The organism is Neiella marina (genome assembly GCF_002165625.1).
Lineage (GTDB): Bacteria > Pseudomonadota > Gammaproteobacteria > Enterobacterales > Neiellaceae > Neiella > Neiella marina.
On the sequence record NZ_NGNS01000013.1, the window covers coordinates 24,530 to 44,882 of the forward strand.

Annotated in this window: 15 protein-coding genes; 8 read left to right on the top strand and 7 right to left on the bottom strand. The window is 49.2% G+C overall.

What is annotated here, in order from left to right:
- Positions 1-274: 274 nt before the first annotated feature.
- The 5 genes from CBE68_RS11000 to CBE68_RS11020 form a co-directional block, all read right to left on the bottom strand.
- On the bottom strand, positions 275-3,436 hold the full coding sequence (locus tag CBE68_RS11000) for an efflux RND transporter permease subunit (RefSeq protein WP_087506141.1): 3,162 nt from the start codon (positions 3,434-3,436) through the stop codon (positions 275-277).
- Complete coding sequence (locus CBE68_RS11005; RefSeq protein ID WP_143824543.1) at positions 3,436-4,614, bottom strand: efflux RND transporter periplasmic adaptor subunit; 1,179 nt, start codon at positions 4,612-4,614, stop codon at positions 3,436-3,438. Before CBE68_RS11005 ends, CBE68_RS11000 begins: the two co-directional genes overlap by 1 nt.
- Before the next feature lie 93 nt (positions 4,615-4,707).
- Positions 4,708-5,073: a diacylglycerol kinase gene (locus CBE68_RS11010; protein WP_087506218.1), complete on the bottom strand. Its 366-nt coding sequence runs from the start codon at positions 5,071-5,073 to the stop codon at positions 4,708-4,710.
- 96 nt (positions 5,074-5,169) lie between these two features.
- Positions 5,170-5,925: a sulfite exporter TauE/SafE family protein gene (locus CBE68_RS11015; RefSeq protein ID WP_087506143.1), complete on the bottom strand. Its 756-nt coding sequence runs from the start codon at positions 5,923-5,925 to the stop codon at positions 5,170-5,172.
- Between the two features lie 89 nt (positions 5,926-6,014).
- Positions 6,015-7,229: a cation:proton antiporter gene (locus tag CBE68_RS11020; RefSeq protein ID WP_087506144.1), complete on the bottom strand. Its 1,215-nt coding sequence runs from the start codon at positions 7,227-7,229 to the stop codon at positions 6,015-6,017.
- 319 nt (positions 7,230-7,548) lie between these two features.
- Between CBE68_RS11020 and cysK the strand changes: the two genes are divergently transcribed.
- The 6 genes from cysK to CBE68_RS11050 all read left to right on the top strand — a co-directional run bounded on the left by cysK (position 7,549) and on the right by CBE68_RS11050 (position 14,244).
- Positions 7,549-8,511 (top strand): cysteine synthase A, encoded by a 963-nt coding sequence (cysK, locus tag CBE68_RS11025; protein WP_087506145.1) that lies wholly within the window; start codon positions 7,549-7,551, stop codon positions 8,509-8,511.
- A gap of 256 nt (positions 8,512-8,767) precedes the next feature.
- A complete protein-coding gene (asnB, locus tag CBE68_RS11030) occupies positions 8,768-10,438 on the top strand; it encodes an asparagine synthase B (protein WP_087506146.1) in 1,671 nt (556 codons plus the stop codon).
- 217 nt (positions 10,439-10,655) lie between these two features.
- Positions 10,656-11,804: an S-(hydroxymethyl)glutathione dehydrogenase/class III alcohol dehydrogenase gene (locus CBE68_RS11035; RefSeq protein ID WP_087506147.1), complete on the top strand. Its 1,149-nt coding sequence runs from the start codon at positions 10,656-10,658 to the stop codon at positions 11,802-11,804.
- A 29-nt stretch (positions 11,805-11,833) separates the two neighbouring features.
- Positions 11,834-12,670 carry an S-formylglutathione hydrolase gene (gene fghA / locus CBE68_RS11040; RefSeq protein ID WP_087506148.1) on the top strand — a complete coding sequence of 279 codons (837 nt, stop codon included), beginning with the start codon at positions 11,834-11,836 and terminating at the stop codon, positions 12,668-12,670.
- A 55-nt stretch (positions 12,671-12,725) separates the two neighbouring features.
- The gene (locus CBE68_RS11045; protein WP_087506149.1) at positions 12,726-13,085 is read left to right on the top strand and encodes a nuclear transport factor 2 family protein; all 360 of its coding nucleotides are present in this window, start codon (positions 12,726-12,728) and stop codon (positions 13,083-13,085) included.
- 103 nt (positions 13,086-13,188) lie between these two features.
- Positions 13,189-14,244, top strand: coding sequence for an SGNH/GDSL hydrolase family protein (locus CBE68_RS11050; protein WP_087506150.1), 1,056 nt, complete (start codon positions 13,189-13,191; stop codon positions 14,242-14,244).
- Between the two features lie 71 nt (positions 14,245-14,315).
- Here the strand turns inward: CBE68_RS11050 and CBE68_RS11055 are convergent, their stop codons facing one another.
- Entirely contained in the window at positions 14,316-15,863 is a 1,548-nt protein-coding gene (locus tag CBE68_RS11055) for a methyl-accepting chemotaxis protein (RefSeq protein ID WP_087506151.1), read from the bottom strand.
- 324 nt (positions 15,864-16,187) lie between these two features.
- Here CBE68_RS11055 and CBE68_RS11060 point away from each other — a divergent pair, with 324 nt between their 5' ends.
- Positions 16,188-16,697, top strand: coding sequence for a phosphatase domain-containing protein (locus CBE68_RS11060; RefSeq protein WP_158100578.1), 510 nt, complete (start codon positions 16,188-16,190; stop codon positions 16,695-16,697).
- Between the two features lie 48 nt (positions 16,698-16,745).
- A complete protein-coding gene (locus tag CBE68_RS11065; RefSeq protein ID WP_143824544.1) occupies positions 16,746-18,164 on the top strand; it encodes a hypothetical protein in 1,419 nt (472 codons plus the stop codon).
- Between the two features lie 52 nt (positions 18,165-18,216).
- Here CBE68_RS11065 and CBE68_RS11070 read toward each other — a convergent pair whose 3' ends face one another.
- Positions 18,217-20,148: a metallophosphoesterase family protein gene (locus tag CBE68_RS11070; RefSeq protein WP_087506154.1), complete on the bottom strand. Its 1,932-nt coding sequence runs from the start codon at positions 20,146-20,148 to the stop codon at positions 18,217-18,219.
- Between the last annotated feature and the right edge of the window lie 205 nt (positions 20,149-20,353).

Sequence of the window (20,353 nt, forward strand, 5' to 3'; positions counted from 1 at the left end):
AATCCCTCCCAATTGCATGATTCGTTATCGAAAAGAAATGCCTTATTAACTGCCATAAGAACAGGTGGGTTGAGAACTCGTCATTGAGTTGTGGTATTTGCAACGCAAGTTTTAAGCCACTGTTTGAAAGCATCAACAAGTAACTGATATTAAGGCAGATACCGAATTACGGAGAGTCAATTAACAGCTTTGGTGCACGCATCATGACAGTGCAACGCACTGCCTTTGCGCGTTGCACTACAACAGGGTAACTAGGCTGATGGCCGTTGCCGACTTAGTTGGACGATACATCCTCAGCATACTCGGTCGGTTTGGCGCGGAATAATCCTTTGAAATCTTCCAAAATCAAATACAGGCAAGGCACCATAAATAGCGTGATGACAGTGGCAAACAAGATACCAAAAGCCAGTGATACCGCCATTGGAATCACGATTTGCGCCTGCAAGCTGCGCTCCAAGACAATAGGAATAAGGCCAAAGAAGGTGGTTAATGAAGTCAGCACAATGGCACGAAAACGCTGGCCTCCAGCATTCAGTGCGGCATCGTACAAACGCAGACCTTGCTGCCGAGCGCGGTTGACGAAATCAACCATGATCAGACTGTCATTGACCACCACCCCAGCAAGCGCGACGATACCACACAGCGACAAGACACTGACCGACAGCCCTAATAACCAGTGTCCGACTACCGCGCCAATCATGCCAAACGGAATGACCGACATCACGATCAACGGCTGGCTATAAGATTTGAGTGGAATCGCAATTAAGCCGAAAATCACCACCAATGCCACAGCAAACGCTTGTTGCAATCCAACGAGCGCTTTTTGTTCTTCGAGGCTGGCTCCTTCAAGGCCATATTTGACATTCGGATAGCGGCTTTGAAGCTCCTTCATGAAGACATCTTCAATATCTTTGCGCACCGTTTCAGATTCAGTGGTTGCTTTGTCGATAGCGGCGGTGACATCAATCGCTCGTACGCCATTAATCCGCGTAATGTTGGAATAACCTTCTTGAATGGTAATCTCAGCAACCTTAGAAAACGGCACCTCTTCACCACTTTGAGTTCGTACGCGCATGTTTTCAAGGTAACCAATCGAGCTACGCTCTTGTCTCGGGTAGCGGATCATGACTTTGACTTCTTCATCACCGCGTTGGATCCGCTGGGCTTCAGCTCCATAAAAGCCGTAACGGACCTGACGTGCTAGATCAGCCAATGAAATCCCCAGCGCTTCAGCTTCAGGTTTTATCGCCAGAGTGATTTCTTGGGCACCACCGGAGTAACTATCCTGAACGTTGTAAACGCCAGCATAACTCATCAGTTTTTCTTTCAACTCTTTGGCAGCAGCTTGCAGAGTCGTCATATCTTTGCCGCTCAACTGAAAGCCAAGATCTGCCCCTGCACCGGGATTGGTTGAGCCTTTAAAGTCGAGGATCCGCACACCGGGAATCTCTGGGGTTTGCTCGCGCCAGCGCTTGACCACTTCAAAGCCATCAATGTCGCGGGTTTCATTCTTTTTCAACTCAACGACCATGCGACCAGCTAGCGCGCCTTCCATCCAAGTATTACTATGCTGAACAACCCGATACCCCTGCTCCTGATAAATGCTGTCATTCATCTGATACAAGGATTCCTCGAGTGTTTCTAGGGCCCTGATGGTCGCCCGATCGGAGCTACCCTCGACCATGTCAACCGACACCATGACAAAGTCACTGGGAATATTAGGGAAAAACTCCCACCTCACCTTGCCGCCGCCGACCAAACCAATCGCTAAAATAAACAAACCGAGGAAGCTGGCAATGGTGGCATAGCGCCATTCCAATGCCTTCTTCAAAGCCGGTTGATAGCGATTAATGACAAAGCTCTTCATGCCCTCGGAAAACACCGCTTGCACCCGATAGATGGGGTTGCCATGGTTGCGATCGATTTTTTTAACTTTCATGTGCCGCAGGTGCGCGGGCAAAATCAATTTCGATTCGACTAAAGAGAACACCAAGCACAAAATCACCACCATACCGATGGTCTTCCAAATCACGCCAAACGGGCCGGAAACCATCAGCATTGGCCAAAACGCGGCCATGGTCGTCAGCACCCCAAAAGTTGCTGGCATTGCCACCCGCTTGGCGCCGCGAATAATGTTCTCAAGAGTATGGCCATGTCGCTCGACTTCAGACCAAGCACTCTCACCAATAATAATGGCGTCGTCGACCACGATACCGAGCACCAAAATAAAACCGAACAAGCTGATCATGTTGATCGACAAATCGACGGGTGGCGTCGGCATCAACATAAAGGTTCCGAGGAAGCACACCGGCAATCCCAAAATCACCCAAAACGCCAAACTCAACCGCAAAAACAGCGCCAACACCAAAAACACCAACACGCCACCGAAAATCATGTTGCGCGTCATCAAGTCCAGTCGCCCCTGCAAATAGAACGAGGCGTCGGCCCATTCGGCAATAAAGACGCCTTCGGGAAGCAACTGTTGCTTGTCGGCAACATAGCCTTTGACTGCCTCGGCGATCTTAAGCACGTTTTGATCACCAACCGCAGTGACTTGCACGGCAAGACTAAAACGACGGTCAAAATGGGAGTAATTCAGTTCTTCAACAAAGCCATCGGCGATGATGGCCACATCGCGCAGGTAAAGCCGAGTGCCATCGGCTCGGGTTAGCAAAACAATATTGGAAAAGTCCTCACCACTGTATGCCTGCCCTTTGGTGCGCAGCAAAATATTGCCAGCGTCGGATTTAATGGAGCCACTGGGTAAATCAATCGAACTGCGTCGAACTGCAGAGACGACATCATCAAAGGTGATTCCGAACTTCTGCAAATCAGCTTCCGATACCTCAATCGCCACTTCATCATTGCGGGCACCAAACACTTTGGCGGAGGTGACTTGCGGCAAGTTAGCAACTTCGTCTCTCACTTCGTTGGTGATGCGCTTCATTTCTCGCTCATCCAACTCGCCGTTGATCGACAACCACATCACTTCCTGAGTTGGTTTGATGCGAAAGACCACTGGTTTTTCAGCATTTTCAGGAAAGCTGATAATGGCATCGACATTGACTTTGACCTCATCCAATACTTCTTGAACGTCAAAACCATCTTCTACTTCAACACGAACGTTGCCCATGCCTTCGGAAGCGGTCGAAACCACCTTTTTGATACCGCTAATCTCAGAAATAGCTTCTTCAATCTTGATGTTGATGCCTTCTTCAACCTCAAGTGGCGCGGCGCCGGGATACGGCACTTGCACCGTAACAGCATTAAATTCGATATCGGGAAATACCTGCTTTCGTAACGTCGACAGTGACATCAACCCGGCGATGACCAACAGCGCCATAAGCAAATTAGCGGCAACTGGGTTGTAGGCGAACCAAGCGATAATGCCAGTAGAGCGGGTTTCGCTAGCGGCTTTGTTGTGTTCCTCAGCCATTACGATTCACCTGCACCTGTGGCCTGCATTGTGCGAACAGTGGCACCATTGGGTAATCCCGCCACCGGGGTAATCGCGATTCGTTCACCGTCTTGCAAACCGTCGCGGATATAAACCGTGTCGCGCTCTGAACGTTCAATGGTGATGATGCGACGTTCGATGGTGTCGTCGGGTTTCACCACCACAACCTGATCGCCACTGCGCAACACTTTGCGAGGCAACTGAATCATGTTGCGCGCCGAAGTACCGGTCACAGAAGCACTAACGAAGCGGCCAAATTTCAGCGGAAGATTATGTTCTGGGCCTGATTGAGTGTTTCGCAAATACGGATCTGCGATTTCAATGACGGCATAAATGAACCGCGACTTATCATCGATAATCCCCTCGGAGCGAACTAGGTTGGCTGGCCAGAAAAAGTCCTTGTTGCCGATTTGACTGCTGAGAGTCACTTTTGCCGCCGATGGATCATCGCCGAGTTCGAGGTAAGCCAACTCGGTATCAGTGATCGGCAACCTAACTTCTGCTACGTCGGTGCCAAACAACTCAGCGACCTTGGTTCCGCGGCTGATAAACTCGCCAACATCGACTTCTTTGGTTCGTAAGATAGCGTCGTATGGAGCTCGGAGTTGGGTTCGTTCAAGGTTGCGTTTGGCCCGCTCGACCTGCGCTTGGGCATAGCTTAGATTGGCCATTTCTTTGGCGAGCTGGGGTTTGCGTAATCCCAACTCAGGGATCTCTTCAGCGGAATACTGACGCCAATCTTCTTCGGCAACTCGAGCTCTCGCTTTTTCTTCCTCCAATGACGCTCTGGCGCCATACAACGTCGCTTCGGCTGCTTTCAACTCGGTTTGATAGTCGGCATCTTCGAGTTGAACCAAGACTTCGCCCTTACGGACAAAACCGCCAGCAACAAAGTTCGGTGACACGGTCTCGATTCGACCGCTGACTTCTGAGGTTAGGTCACTGCGGAACTTGGGCATGACAGAGCCTTGCGACTCAATGGTATAGAGCACGTCTTGGCGCGCCACATCCATCACTTCGACCAACATCGGCTTGCGCTCTTGTTGCTCTTGCTGAGGTGGCTGCTTGCTGGCAAACATCACTGCAGCAATGGCAACGCAAACAATTAGAATGAGAAAGGGTAAACCAGCTTTCAACAGCAAGGCACGATTACGCAAGGTCAATCCTCCTGATCGAACAGCAATCAGTTGTCGAGTTGATAAAACTCGTCGAGATATGGCAACAGATTTGGTGTGGTTATTGACTGGAGGTTACACCAATAATTGGTAAAGCTTAATTCCCCACACCAAGATCATTAGAAAAAGAGCAAGAAAAACAGCGGCGGATCCCATATCTTTGGCCCGTCCACTCAATTTGTGATAATCGGTTGAGACGCGATCGGTAATGGCTTCGATAGCAGAATTCAGCAACTCCACAATCACTACTAAGACCACACTGGCCAACAGGATCACTTGTTCGGTAAAACTGTCACCAATCCAAAATGCCAGTGGTGCCATCACCAGTAGTAATATGACTTCTTGACGAAATGCCTCTTCATGCTTCCAAGCAGCCTTAAACCCTTTGTATGAGTAACCCGTGGCCGCAATAATGCGAGCCATGCCCTTACGCTGGTTCATGTCGTGTATTCCAAATCGATTCGATACAAAGCGCCCGACCATAGCAGCCAACAATGACAATTATGTGTCGACTAAAAATGTCCGAACCAAGGGCCGTCAAAAGGCTTTTACCAGCAGTGCCAGTCCCACCAAAATGGTCACTGTTTCAAACGCGCGCTTAATCACTTGGCTGCCCTTTTTAATGCTCAAGTGGGCGCCAAAGTATCCGCCCAGCAATGAGCCAGCAAGCAAAGCGGGTAACCAACTCCAGTGAACTTGTCCCAGCACTCCTAACAACCCAGCACCGGTACCATTCCAAATAACGCCGACCCAAACCAAGGTATGGGCAACCGCCCGCTGATAATCAAGTTTGAGGTAACTTACCAGCCAAAGCGTAACAAATAACCCGGTTCCTGAGGTCAAAGAACCATTGAGAATGCCAATGATAAACAAGCCGCAACCAGCTGCCATGGCGCGCTTTAGAGTCAGTTGTTGAAACAGGTTCTCAGTCCCTAACTTGGGTTTGCACACCGAGTAAATCCCCAGCCCAATGGTGAGCAAGCCCAGTGCAATTTGCGCTGCCTGTTCAGGCACCGCCAAAATTCCCCAAGCCCCTAACAACACCCCAGGAACACCACTGACCACCATTAGCACCGAGAGCTGCAGGTGCAAATTGCGTTCCTTGTAGTGACGAAAAGCTGCGCCGACGCCCAGCGCCACCGAAGCAACTTTGTGAGTTGCTAGTGCAATGGCAAAGGGTAAACCGAGGAAAATGAGTGCCGGAAATTGCAGCAGTCCTGCGCCGCCGCCAGAAAATGCCGAAAAAGTATTTGCGATTAACGAAATGATGAATAGGCCGAACTGCGCTGCCATGAAGCTCTCCGTATTAGAACAACGTCCTTTGTCAGCGATTTGGCTCGCCGAGCCCAAAACAGTACATCAAGACCACAGAGAAACAAAAGTTATTCGGCATTGTTGCTAGCGCGCTTTGCCAGCCACGAAACCAGTGGATTGGCACTAACACCATGAAACAGCACGCTCAGAACGATGGTACAAACCACGGTCATGGCTAGGGTGTGAACACCATCAAGCGAGCTATTGTAAACAACGACGGCAAACACAATGCTGGCAAGCCCCCTTGGACCAAACCAGCCGATAAAGAGTTTTTCCCCGCCACCAAGCTTCAATCCTGTCAGAACTAAAAACACCGGTAACATCCGGATAACCGTCAAACTGAGCAAGGCATACACCAAAATAGTCCAGTCAAAGGCAGCTAAAGATTTCGACAAAACCACGGCACCAAAGGCGACCCAAGTGACCAAGGAAAGCGAGTCACCAGCGCCCTCTGCTCGCTCCAGTAAATCATGTTTCAGCGAATGATTAGCAGTCTGCCAGCCAAACAATATGCCGCCAACAAAAGCCGCTATAAAGCCACTACCGCCAATCGTTTGAGCAACGGCAAAACAAGATATCGCCAATGCGACCACTGGTACTTGCAACCAAGATTCTTCAATCCAATTGTTGTCACTACTGCGTTTTAACAACCATGCACCTGGGACTGCGAGCACAATAGCGGTCAGAACACCCAAGCCAATCTCGGAGGCAACATAATGCATTGCCAACATTGATACGCCACGATCGCCACTTTGTCCCTCAGCGAGCGCCAGTAACACAAATAGAATCGGTACGCAGATACCATCATTCAAACCGCTTTCGAAGTTCAACCCCTCTCGGATGGGTGCGGGAACAGATTGATCGCTTACTACAGCTTTACCCAACGCAGCGTCCGTTGGTGCCAACATGGTTGCCAAAATGGCCATTTCTAGCAAAGTTAGATCATCAAACAACAGCCAAGCAGCACCAAACCCTAGAGCAATAGTCAGAGGTAACGACAGCACCAATAATCGCTCGGGAATTTGAACACTGCGCTTTAACACTGTTAGGTCCGCTTTGGCGGCATCAGCAAACAACACCATGGCGAGCGTTAACTCGGCAATCAACCGCAAGCCATCGGCATTCAACGACAGCTGCAACCAGTTCAATCCGACTGGCCCCATAGCCACGCCAAATAGCGTGAACACCACAGCTCCATTGAACCACGAGCGTGACATCACTCCCGCGAGCAAGCTGTATATGCAGGCGAAGGCGGCAATTAGCGCTAGATTTTGATAAAGCATGTCGGCTCCATATCTCGACACCCTAAAGTTCACCGATGGCTTCAACTAAGACACAGCGCCCAGTTATTGGACATCGGCTGAACACGAAAATTAGTAAAAATTTGTAGCTGCCTTAGAAACTTAGTCAAACAAATAGCAAGCTGCCGAAAGATTAGTGCTCGCTCGATGGAAGTTAACAGTACGACAAGCGCCATATTCCATATCGTTATGGTGAAACTGGAATAATGGGCAATAACGATATAACAAAGTTGACTTTGCAGTGTGGATATTAACGCCTATGCTACCGTTCAATCCTACACACCGACTCAAGGACTTGGGTATGAAAGTATATGAAGATAATTCGGCGTCAATTGGTCATACGCCGTTAGTAAAACTAAATCGCGTCGTGGGCAGCGGCAACGTCTATGCCAAAGTTGAAGCCCGTAACCCAAGCTTTTCGGTCAAGTGCCGAATCGGTGCCAACATGATCTGGGATGCAGAGAAAAAAGGCATTCTGACCAAAGATAAAGTACTGGTTGAACCAACCAGTGGTAACACTGGTATCGCGCTGGCATTCGTTGCAGCTGCTCGCGGCTACAAGTTGATTTTAACCATGCCGAATACCATGAGCCTTGAGCGCCGTAAGCTGCTCAAAGCACTGGGAGCCGATCTGGTGTTGACTGACGGCGCCAAAGGCATGAAAGGCGCAATCGCAAAAGCAGAAGAGTTGCGCGACGGTGACCCAGACAAGTACTTACTGCTCGGTCAGTTCGATAACCCAGCTAACCCAGAAATCCACGTCAAGACAACTGGTCCAGAGATTTGGGATGACACCGACGGCGAAGTCGATGTATTCATCGCGGGTGTTGGTACTGGTGGCACCATCACAGGTGTGAGCCGCTACATCAAAGAAACCCAAGGCAAAAACATTATTAGTGTCGCGGTCGAGCCAGTAGAGTCGCCAGTGATCACTCAGGCCAAAGCAGGTGAAGAACTCACTCCTGGGCCGCACAAAATTCAAGGTATTGGTGCCGGCTTTATTCCTGGCAACTTAGACTTGGATCTCGTTGATCGTGTTGAGCAAGTAAGCAGCGAAGATGCGATCACTACTGCAAGAGAATTGATGGAAAAAGAAGGCATTTTGGCCGGTATCAGCTCGGGCGCCGCAGTTGTTGCAGCTCAGCGTTTGGCAGCTGAATACCCAGATAAAAAGATTGTGGTGATCTTGCCAAGTGCAGCAGAACGCTACCTATCAAGTGCATTATTTGCTGGCGTCTTCACGGAACAAGAAAACGTTCAGTAACTAATTGTTATTTTTAGTTAGTCATCAGCGGCACTTCGGTGCCGCTTTTTTTATGATTTCAGCAGCTTTCGCATTTTTATGCGATTAAATGAATAAAAAATCACTTTTTACCCCCTTCTATGCTTGCGCCTCACCCGTTTATGGTGCAAAGTGACTGATCTAAATAAATCGATTATAAGCCGCTGTAATGCGGTCTGCGCCAACTAAGTGTGAGTCTGGCCTCTCACGTTGGGAAAGAAAATCATAAGGAGTACGTATGTGTTCTATTCTCGGTATTCTTGACATCAAATCTGATGTCTCCGAGCTGCGTAAGCAAGCTTTACAGCTGTCGAAGTTGATGCGCCACCGCGGCCCAGACTGGTCTGGTATTTACACCAGTGATAACGCCATTTTGGCCCACGAACGTCTGTCTATTGTTGGCGTCGAAAATGGCGCGCAGCCACTTTATAATCCGAGCAAAACACATGCCCTCGCCGTCAATGGCGAAATCTACAATCACAAAGAATTAGAAGCCAACCTCGGCATCGACTTTGAATTTCAGACTCGCTCTGACTGTGAAGTGATTTTGGCGCTGTACCAAGAGCATGGCGTTAACTTCATCGACAAGCTCAATGGCATGTTTGCTTTCTGTTTGTACGACGAAGAGAAAAACAGCTACCTCATCGCTCGTGACCACATTGGTATCATTCCACTCTACATCGGTTGGGATGAGCACGGTAACTTCTACGTATCGTCTGAAATGAAGGCCCTGACGCCAGTTTGTAACCGCGTAGAAACCTTCCCTCCGGGTCATTACTTGGACAGCACCACAGGTGAAATCACGCGCTACTACAACCGCGACTGGCATAGCTTTGATGCAGTCAAAGACAACGAGAGCTCGGTTGCGGAATTGCGCGAAGCGCTCGAAGAGTCTGTTAAGAGCCACTTGATGTCAGATGTACCGTACGGCGTTTTGTTGTCCGGTGGTTTAGATTCGTCGGTCACTTCCGCCGTTGCTCAGAAGTTCTCCAAGCGTCGGGTTGAAGATGATGAAAAATCAGAAGCCTGGTGGCCTCGTTTGCACTCATTTGCGGTTGGCCTGAAAGGCTCACCAGATCTAGTGGCGGCGCAGAAAGTTGCTGATCACATCGGCACAGTTCACCACGAAATTCACTTCACTGTGCAAGAAGGCTTAGATGCCATTCGCGACGTGATTTACCACCTTGAAACTTATGATGTCACCACCATTCGCGCATCCACGCCAATGTACCTGATGGCACGCCAGATTAAAGCCATGGGCATCAAGATGGTTCTGTCTGGTGAAGGTGCAGATGAAATCTTTGGTGGCTACTTGTACTTCCACAAAGCTCCGAACGCTCAAGAGTTTCATGAAGAGCTGCTGCGCAAGCTGGATAAACTGAACTTGTTCGATTGCCTGCGCGCTAACAAAGCCATGTCAGCTTGGGGCGTTGAGGCCCGCGTGCCGTTCTTGGATAAGAAGTTCATGGACGTGGCAATGCGGATCAATCCGACCGATAAGATGTGTGGCAGCAACGGCAAGATGGAAAAACACATCCTCCGTGAAGCCTTTGCTCACCTGCTACCAGAAAGCGTTGCATGGCGCCAAAAAGAGCAATTCTCCGATGGCGTGGGCTACAGCTGGATTGACACCCTGAAAGAAATGACTGAATCAGAAGTGTCTGATCAAGAACTGGCCAACGCTGAATACAAGTTCCCAATCAACACGCCAGATAGCAAAGAAGCCTACTTCTACCGTAGCATCTTCGAAGATCACTTCGGTAAAGTGGATACCGTGTTGAAGACAGTGCCGCATGGCAAGTCAGTTGCTTGTTCAACGCCAGAAGCTTTGGCCTGGGATGAGAGTTTCCAAAACCTCAACGACCCATCAGGCCGCACCGTTGGTGTTCACAACGAAGCCTACGATTAATCGCTCACAGCGATTTTGCAAAAAGCCACCAGCTCTCTGGTGGCTTTTTTGTTGGTGCGCCTTTTGATGACAGGCATCTCGCTGCGATGCGATGAATTGACCGATCTCAGATTGTTTCCCGTTAGAGAAGTTTCACTTTCTGCCGTATTCAGCATTAAACGGTTAACTATACTGAAGCTTCAATCCCAGCTCAGAACCAACCCCAAAAGGTAATCCTATGGCACTGACACTCCTTCCCGGTCAAACCACAATCAAATCAAAAGCCGCTGTCGCTTGGGCAGCCGGAGAGCCGTTGTCGATGGCAGAGGTCGACGTTGAACTGCCCAAACACGGCGAAGTGTTAGTGAGAATTGTCGCAACGGGTGTTTGCCATACCGATGCATTTACCCTCTCCGGTGACGATCCAGAAGGCATCTTTCCAGCGATTCTTGGGCACGAAGGCGGTGGTATCGTCGAAATGGTCGGAGAAGGCGTCACCAGTGTCGAAGTGGGCGATCATGTCATCCCACTCTATACCGCAGAATGCGGCGAATGTAAGTTCTGCACTTCAGGGAAAACGAATTTGTGTCAAGCGGTGCGAGAAACCCAAGGCCAAGGACTAATGCCGGACGGCACCAGTCGCTTCTCCATCGACGGCATGCCCATTTATCACTACATGGGCTGCTCAACTTTTTCTGAATACACGGTATTGCCCGAAATATCGTTGGCCAAAGTGAGCCCTAAAGCGCCGCTCGAAGAAGTGTGTTTGCTCGGTTGCGGTGTGACCACGGGCATGGGAGCAGTACTCAATACAGCCAAAGTTGAAGCGGGTGCCACGGTCGCTATTTTTGGCCTTGGTGGTATTGGTTTGTCGGCCATCATTGGCGCTCGAATGGCAGACGCCAGCCGCATCATTGGCATCGATATCAATGACAGTAAATTTGAATTGGCAACCCAGCTAGGCGCCACTGATTTAATTAACCCGCAAACCCTCGATCAGCCGATTCAACAAGCGATTATCGATATGACGGACGGTGGTGTCGATTACTCCTTTGAATGCATTGGTAACGTCAATGTCATGCGCCAAGCTCTGGAGTGTTGTCACAAAGGTTGGGGAGAGTCGGTGATCATTGGAGTAGCCGGCGCAGGTCAGGAAATTTCAACTCGGCCGTTTCAATTGGTCACCGGACGTGTCTGGCGCGGCAGCGCATTCGGAGGCGTAAAAGGACGCTCGGAATTACCCGAAATTGTCGAACGCTACATGGCTGGAGAGTTTGGTTTGCAAGAGTTCATCACCCATACCATGGGGCTGGCGGAGATCAATAAAGCCTTTGACTTAATGCATGAAGGGAAAAGTATTCGAACAGTGATTCACATGGACAAATAAGCCTCTGTAGCTATCGACAAGGACCCATTATGCTGACCACTTGCAGCGAAAATAAAGTCAGTAACGGCTGGCACAAGCAGTTCACTCACCAGTCTTCGGCGTTAAACTGCCCAATGCGCTTCGCTGTGTTTTTGCCACCACAGGCCAGCGAAAACAACCCCGTGCCAGCACTTTATTGGCTGTCGGGGCTGACCTGTAGCGATGAAAACTTCATGCAAAAGGCCGGTGCATTTCGCACTGCTGCCGAACTAGGTATCGCCCTTGTGGCACCAGATACCAGCCCTCGGGGCGAGCAAGTGGCTGATGATGAAAGCTACGATCTGGGGCAAGGCGCTGGCTTTTACCTCAATGCCAGCCAACCGCCGTGGGCCAGTCATTATCATATGTACGACTACGTCACGGTTGAACTGCCTGGCTTACTAGAGCGACACTTGCCGCTATCCTCTGTCAAAGCCATTAGCGGCCATAGTATGGGCGGTCACGGTGCGTTAACCATTGGCTTGAAGAACCCAACCAGTTATCGCTCTATTTCAGCCTTTAGTCCAATCTGTAACCCAAGCAACTGCCCGTGGGGACAAAAAGCATTTCAGGCTTATCTTGGCGATGATAAGAAGCTTTGGCAAAGCTATGATGCCTGCGAACTCATCAAGTCAGCCCAACAAGTGCTACCTATCCTCATCGATCAAGGCGACGCCGATGACTTTTTACAACAGCAACTGCACCCCGAAGCCCTAATCGCAGCGGCTAATGCAACTAATTACGACATCACGTTAAGGATGCAACCGGGTTATGATCACAGCTACTTTTTCATCGCCACATTTATCGATGAACACCTGCGCTTCCATGCCAAGTACTTAAAAAGGTAGCATTGATATCACGCTAATAGGCCGTTACACGCTGACATCGTTCAAGGAGAAAACAATGAGCCCTAAGGAAATCCTAACGCATTGGGTTGAGGTGTTTAATCAAGGGGATGCCGATAAACTTGCCAGCTTTTACACCGAACATGCCATCAACCATCAAGTGGCCAATGAACCAGTTAACGGCAAGCAAGCAATTAGAGACATGTTTGCCAATGAGTTTGCCGCAGCCGATATGGTCTGTATTGTTGAGAATATTTTTGAAGATGGCGATTGGGCGATTTTAGAATGGAAAGATCCAATAGGCCTTCGTGGTTGTGGCTTCTTCAAGTTTGAACAAGGCCTGATCGTTCATCAGCGAGGCTATTGGGATAAGTTAAGCTTCCTTCGCGCCCATAACTTGCCAATCCCTACAGAGTAATTTTGCCTAGTTCAGCGAGCCGCGATGAAAGCTGGATTAATATCAAGATTGCACAGTAAAACATGGCGTAAAGTGCACTCTTCACTAATCAACTCAGCACACTATGCATCAACTGACACTCGATCCCGCTCACTCTACGCTGCATTACTGCGGCCGCTTTGACCGTTCGGTCGTTGGCAAAGCGAGTCACTCCTGGCCATACACGGGTATTCACACTCAGCTAAAAGCAGATAAGGCGGTGCTGCAACTGAACTGTGAACGAGGCATTGCGCCGGTGCCCAGCTACTACGATGTGTTTATCGACGGCCAATGGCTAAGAACGCTGTGTTGTAAGCCCGGTCAGCAACAGTATGTGCTGTTCGATCAAACGGACCAACTACCTAGCGCTTCGTTTGAGCTCGCCATCCACCGGCGTAGCGAATCCCTAACGGGTGTTAGTCATTTTCTCGGTATCGACTTGTACCGCAGCGAAGCGGTGCCCTCGGCGTCAAAGCCGAAATCGAGACAACGAAAGATTGAGTTTTATGGTGACTCGATTAGTTGTGGCTATGGCAACGAAACCAACAAACCAGGCTACGATCCGGCTAAGAGCAACGCTTGCAAAGCATTTCCTGCGCTGGTTGCAAAACGGTTAGATGCCGATGTGAGTGTCGTTGCGTATTCCGGAGAGGGCATCTACCGGCGTTTTGACGGCAACGAGAACTTCAGCCTTCCCAACATTGCACAGCGTAGCCACCTGTATAGTGACAGCGACTGGCTATTTCCCGACGGCCCGGCCGATGCAGTAGTCATTAACCTAGGTACAAATGATTTTGTCCCTGGTATTGCCGACAAGCAAAAGTTCGTAACGGCCTACACTGAATTCGTCCAAACTCAGGCGAAACTGCACCCATTTGCGCCGATTTTTGTCGTGCTAGCCCCCAATCGTATGGTCGATAACTGGCGCGAGCAAGCAAGCTACCTAGAACAAGTCGTCAACGACTGCCAATCACTTAATATCAATATTCATTTCGTCGAAGTGGCGACATTAGTTGATGGCTTGTCGGGTTCCGATGACCACCCAAACCTAGCGCAACAACAGCTGATCGCCGATGTCGTTGCTGACGCATTGGTTCAGATCTTGAACATTGAGCGTTCAGCATTGAGTATTAAATGCTAGGCAAGTCTTTATGGGCTGACCACGTTAGTCGCCCAACCGACCTCACTAGTACCAAACGTTATTAGCCGCATCTAGCCAAAGGTGGCCGACAGCTTTCCGAGTGTTGCCACCTGCTGATTGACACCATTGCCCAGTGAGCAAATGGTTTCCGATTGAGCTTGGTTGGATTTTGCTAAGTCACGGATCTCATGAACGTTACCTGACACCTGTTCGGCGACCACAGATTGTTGCTCCGTCGCCGTAGCGATATGGGCCGTTGAACCCGATATGTCTTGCAATAACGTGGTTAGTTCGATCACCGCCGTCCGGATTTCATAACCTTGAGCATTACAGGTATTGGCTTGCTGGCTGTTACTTTCCATGGACTCGCTCCAACCATTGAGCTTGGAGATTAACTCATCAACCGAATCAAGAATTTGCGATGTCGCACCTTGCGTACGACTCGCCAAACTCCTCACCTCATCGGCGACCACGGCAAACCCTCGACCCATTTCGCCAGCCCGAGCCGCTTCAATTGCTGCATTCAGGGCCAACAAATTGGTTTGATCAGCAATGCCCTGAATCTCCGTCATCAACGCAGTGATTTGCTCGGTAGACTGTTTCAAATCAACTGATTCGTGTCGAGCTTTGTCGGTTTGAACAGTCAGCTTGCTCAGCGCGGTTTGGTTGTCATCAATTAACTCAATTGCCGATTGGCAGCGCTGATCGGCATCGACCACTTTCTGATACACCGACGATGTGCTGTGACTGACTTCATCGATGGTAGCGGACATTTGGTGAATCGCCGTCGATAACTGATCGAGCTGGCTATATTCATCATTAATGCGACGCAAAAATGATTCCGATGATTGTTCCAACTGTTGAGAAACCTGCAGTAACTGGCCTCCGGAGTCTTTTGAACGGCCAAGGATAGTCCGCACTTTCGCCTCAGACATGAGCTGTGGATACTTCAGCAAATCGGTGAATCGGTGGCCTGCCAATACCAAGCGCGATGGACTGTCCCATTTGACTTCATAATCACCAATCAACACAGGCAAACTAAACAGCTCTTCGGCAAACATCACGGTTAGCAATCCCAACAGTGCGGCGACCAACATGGTGATGGACCATTGATTAGCTAGCATTTGGATTGCGACCAGCGCCATCAAAGCAGTGATCGCAGCAACGACTCGATTGACCGTCATCCGTTTTCTGGCGCTCATTGGTATTGAACCACGGTTGATTCGTTTATAAAGCTCCGCGGCGTTGACCTTCATGTCCTCCGTTGGCCGAGTGCGAACAGATTGGTAGCCAACGACTTTGCCATGCTCGATTAATGGGGTGACATAGGCATCAACCCAATAGTAATCGCCGTTTTTACAGCGATTTTTAACCACGCCACGCCAACTTTTTCCCTGCTTTAACTTTAACCATAAATCGGCAAAAGCGGCCTTAGGCATATCTGGGTGGCGAACGATATTGTGGTTGTGGCCCACCAGCTCTTCGCTGGTGTAGCCGGCTACCTGACAAAATACTTCATTGGCGTAGGTAATAACGCCACGTCGATCGGTGATGGATACCAGTTGTTGGTCTGCGGCAACAACAACTTCGCGATCGGTGATGTTCTGACTTGCTCTCATGAACTCTCCAGTTCTCTTCTACAGCTTGACCTTCGACGAGGACTTAGTAAGAAATGGGATATCTCAGCTTTTATTATTGCCCAACAAATCAAACGGACGTTTGAATCTTGAGCTTTATGACCGCGCAAAATACAGGGACAATGATTCAGTTGGCAAGTTAGCCGAGAACAAAATGAGGCATGGCTCATCATTTTTCAGTAGCCAAAGACGCCCCAAAGGCATCCTTTTGGTTAATCCAAATCAAAGATGTTGTTAGACTTAGCCATCACTATGTGCTTTTCTCACAACGGCCAACGATGGCCAATAAACCACACAAGAATCGTCATGAGCGCACATCCATATCAAACACTATGGTTTAATGAACTCACACTTCTATTTACCCCTTGTCCCGGCACCAAGGAACAATCCTTAGATGACTCCTTGCAGACCTTAAAAGACGCCGGCGCAGAGGTGTTAATCACCATGATGCCGAGCGAAGAAATGGTTAAGAATCAGGTCACTGAAATTCCAGAGTTGTGTCAACGATTGGCGCTCGATTGGTACCACTTTCCGGTAGAAGATGATTGTGCCCCTGAGCAAGACTTTGAATCAGCGTGGGCCAAAAATAAGACAGCTGTGACTGCTGCCGCCAAAGCCAATAAAACCTTTGCCGTGCACTGCAAAGGCGGCACCGGCCGCACTGGCTTGATGATTGCGCTGATTCTTGCAGAACTCGGCCTTGGGGTTGATGAAATCATCGAACGGGTGCAAGCAGTGAAGGAAAAATCACTGACGCTCGCACCTCATATTGCTTACCTCAAAAACTACGTCGAAAAATCTGGATACTCACATTAGTCCAACTGATATCCGAGCCAAAGACCAACGATATAAAAGGAACTTATATTGATTAACTTACTGCAAAGACCATTGATGTCTCTAGCGATCGCCACCCTGTCGGTCGCGACAACGGCCACCGCGCAAGATCTTCCTCCGGTATTGGATCATTATCCTGACTGTCAATACGACACTATTTCATCGGCTTCAGTGAAAAAGAAATTTGTCATTAAAAGCGGCAGTATCGACCGTGAAAGCGAACAAAGGGCTATTAGGGAGGCGATTTTTGAACTTCGCCAACAAGCACAAAACGCCCAAGCCTATGGTGTCATTCTAACCGGTTGGAGCAATCATGTTGCGCGATGGAGCAACGTGCTTGAGGACGTGAGAGAAGGCGGCCGATTAGATAACCACAAACCTGAATTAGAAGTCTTTGGCGACCTTATCGGTCACTGTGATGGCGCCATGCGTTTTTCCAACCGAGTGACCCCAATCAACCAATATGGCCAGCAACAAATGGCTTTAGGTGGCATCCACGGATTAAAGAAAACCATTGTCTTCAACGTGGAACCTGGCAACCCAAGATACCAACCGACATTGGCACATTCCATCGTCGATTTTGACCGCGGCGCTTACGGTGCCAAACTTGGTATGACAATGAGCCAAATCGAGCAAGTTTACGGCACGCCTTCACTTCGGTTTGCGATGACCAAGGATACGGTATTGCTCAGCTATGGCCGCCGCCAATGGCTAGTGTTTAACAACGACCAATTAGTCGAAATCACAACTGAAAATCGTTGGTTTAGCTCCGATCTTGTCAACCACATACCGTTTGATGAACGGTTTGACGATGATCAATGGCAGCTTTGGGGCACTGTTAGCAACAACACAGCATTTGACCAGCTGAAAAGCAAAATAGATAAAAAAATGGACGCTGATGATCATTCGGTTGTCATCCAAGACGGCGACCAGCAACTCACACTGTGGTTGACCGGCGTCGTCGAAAACAACAATCAGATAAGTCGCAAGGTCACCGGCTATACTCTCAGCCAACAACATGTCGAGCAAACCAAACTGGCATTAAACCCTAACCAAATCAATGCAGTAATCAGCAATCACTTCAATCAACAAACGGAAACGGAGCTCGAAAGTCAGCATGTAGAAGACTTTGCTATTGGAGAGATCTGGGTGAGTAAAACCGCTAAGATGCTGCTATTTGACGACCATGTGACTGTCTTACTCAAAGGTAAAAGCGTCGATAAATTGTATTTTCTCGAGCATGTGTTTAGCGACCAATGGCAGCCGCGAGACCAACCTTGGTCATTCCTGCGAGTGTCGCAAGGACAGAGTATGGAAGATGCGATTGCAATATTGGGCGATGACGCCTTCGCTGAAGAAGATAGCATCGAGCTTATGGCGGACAATTACAGTAAAGAGCTGTACTTTTATGACGGTAAGCTAATCGCTGCCGAAGTGACTATCTATTAGACCGAGCCAAGTTTAGCTGGCATAGGCAATGGCGAGCCAATCCTTGTGGACGTTAATTCCTACTCTGGACACGGAACTGTATTAGCTCACCGCCTTCGCATAGTTGTTGAATGCGAGTCGGGGCACCACTGTCATCCAATTCAACCATTCCGATACCCGCAGCATTCAGCAGTCGCCTGCCCTTCTCTCGTTGCTCTGGCAGGTATGGTGAAATGGATAAATCACGCCGCTTAGTAAACCAGTTTAATGGCGATTTAGGGGCATAAAGCCAGCGATTAAGGCGATCAAGTACGCGTAATAGACGATCAGGAAACTCATTTTTGATGCCACTGCTAGTGATTTGCCACACATCGGAAGATTGTTCTTGATGCTTAAACTGATTTCTAAGCCGGACGGCAAAGACAAACGAGTAATGGACATCGCCAGATAAAATGACAAACCGCTCCGGAGTGTGCTGATGTTTGAACATATCCAACAAGGCTCTTGCTGCTCCAGGATGAGCCATCCAACTCTCAGCATCGACCATTAGCGGTTTGCCAAAAAAGGTAAATATGTGCTGGATTGCCTCAATCAATTTCACCCCAAAGACAGGCGCGGGTGAGACTAGAACGGCCGCTGGTAATTGCTCAATTTGGCGCTGCAATTGAACAATGGACTCGTAGTCCATCAAGCCAGAGGGCTTATCAAAACTGCGCTCAGAGCGCCAACGTTGAGTGCGCGTATCGAGCACGACGACTGGCGGATCAAGCGGCCACTGATAGCTCCAATCGGACTTATCAAACAATTTCTGTAAGCATTCATCATGGGCTGATTGGCCAACCGAAGTAAGTGCTTGCTGCACGGTTTGGCGCACTTGTTGCGGGACCTGAGCCAACATATTTCCCTGCCCCTGGCACAAGTAATACCCCAACAACGCATTGCCAAGAATGCGTTTCGATAATGGATTTGAGTAAGCAATCTGCTCCCAACGAGCACTTAAGTTCCAATCATCAGTGACATCGTGATCATCAAAGATCATCGCCGTTGGCAAATGAGCCATCAAGCGCCTGACGTCTGATAAGCCCGCGGCAAATTTATCAATCACATCGCGCTGCTGGCGATAAGTGTGCAACTCAGTTTCAGTCAATTGGGCTGCTAAATCATCACTCAATTGGGTGCTGTATTGATGCCATAATGTTGGCGACCAAACCATCAGGTACATGGTCAACACTTCAGCCAAACTAATCAGGTGATTCTCGGCATTGTCCGAGGTGAAGATGGGCTTTTTGACGCCACGGAACAACTTTTCCACCGCAGCTTGGCCGGAATTGGTCAAGGGCAATAATTCGCTGCGGTTATAGTAAGTCGGTTGCGAACTATGGAGTTGTTGAGCGGATGAAACTTGGCATTGCGGTAAATGCTCATCGTCAAAACCGAGCCGTTCAATTGCTTGGTGTATTGCACGTAGCATCGGCGCCGCAACATCATCACAATAGATTTGGTCACCACTAAGGATCAATAACTGTGGCCATTGCTCGGGTTGATTCTGGGCCAGTAATCGGTCGGCTTCGACCAGCCCATCAATCGAATCATGGTGAGGTTTGCGGCACGAGCCATGGAGTAACTTGGTTAGCTTGGGCTTAAGATAAAAACCCAGTGAATCTCGGTTGGGATAACACAGCGACGCTTCGCCCCATTGCCTAAACCCAAGCCAGTCGGTGGCGCCATCAGGTTGCAGCAGCATGTCATAACCCACCCAACCACTATCTGGCAAAGCTTGTGGCAACGGGAGTTGGATCTGATGAATCCAAACGTGCTTTGCAGCTCGGTAGCTCACCATGTGCTGGTCAAGTTGCAGCTGAAGTTGTTCACCAGATTCGGGCTGCAATTGAAGCTGACAACGTATTGGCTCTGCGGTGACCAACCAGCATCCGAAATGATTGGCTGATACATGGCGCAAAATTGGGCCAGCTAGTACAAGTGGCAATTGCAGCTCTTTGGTCATCGATACCCCATTGTTTTACATCGGCAAGTACATCACTTCACTGTTAATCACTGTCAGCAAACTTGCAAGTCAGGCGTTGTAAAACAATTTGTCAAAGGTGGCTATATCTCGACTAGAAAACTCGCTGGCAGCGAACGGTGAGGGTTGGCGGTAGTAATGCTGACGCTCAAGCACTTCCATGTGTCGCTCTACATGCGGCATCCAT